The sequence below is a fragment of the Spirosoma arboris genome (genome assembly GCF_009754945.1).
In the GTDB taxonomy this organism is placed as follows: domain Bacteria; phylum Bacteroidota; class Bacteroidia; order Cytophagales; family Spirosomataceae; genus Spirosoma; species Spirosoma arboris.
The window spans coordinates 1-654 of record NZ_WPIN01000079.1; the positions used below are offsets into that span (position 1 = coordinate 1).

At 48.8% G+C, this 654-nt stretch carries 1 protein-coding gene; it reads right to left on the reverse strand.

Features of this window, described 5'->3' with window-relative positions; genetic code table 11:
* Nucleotides 1-159: 159 nt before the first annotated feature.
* Nucleotides 160-471, reverse strand: coding sequence for a hypothetical protein (locus tag GO755_RS40740; protein ID WP_157591182.1), 312 nt, complete (start codon nt 469-471; stop codon nt 160-162).
* Between the last annotated feature and the right edge of the window lie 183 nt (nt 472-654).

Consider the following 654-nt stretch of genomic DNA (forward strand, 5'->3'; position numbering starts at 1 on the left):
AATAGAGCCTCCAATTTCCCGAGCATCGATAATCCATAAATGCTTCTCCGAATCGGTCGGTTGTTGAGCCTGCTTGATTTGATAATCTCGTAGTGCCTCTGTGTTGCCCGCTAATACTTGGGCTAAGAGCTTGCGTTTGGTTTCTGCGTTCATCGCTTGTTAGTTATTAAGTTCATGGGGATTACTATAGTCCTCATCCGGCGCGGGTCGCTTATGACCATCCATCGTGTCAATAATGGTCACGATACGGCTGCGAGCCTGCTCGGGTAAGGCATCGAATTCCTCGATCGAGATCTCCCTGATGATGCCCGCTTTATCGATCTCTTGAATTGGTCCGCCGACTGGGCGGCTGTCGATCACAATACGTGTGTCGAGGTCTTTTACGGCTCGTTGAGCTTGGTATACGCGGAGCGCTTCGGTATCGCCACTAAGCACCAAGGCGAGTAATTGTCTTTTTTCGTTTGTGGTCATGTTCGTTAAGCTTGATCGAGTTTGGTGAGGGCTTTATTGAGTAGTTCATCGATCTGCGCGTCGGTTAGGGTAGACAGATCGATTTTGGCGTTCTCCCGAACGTGAACCTGAAGTAGTTTATCGACTGCATCTTTGGCGTCGTGCAACTCGATTTCAGTCTGAGTCTCTTCAATCTTATCTCCA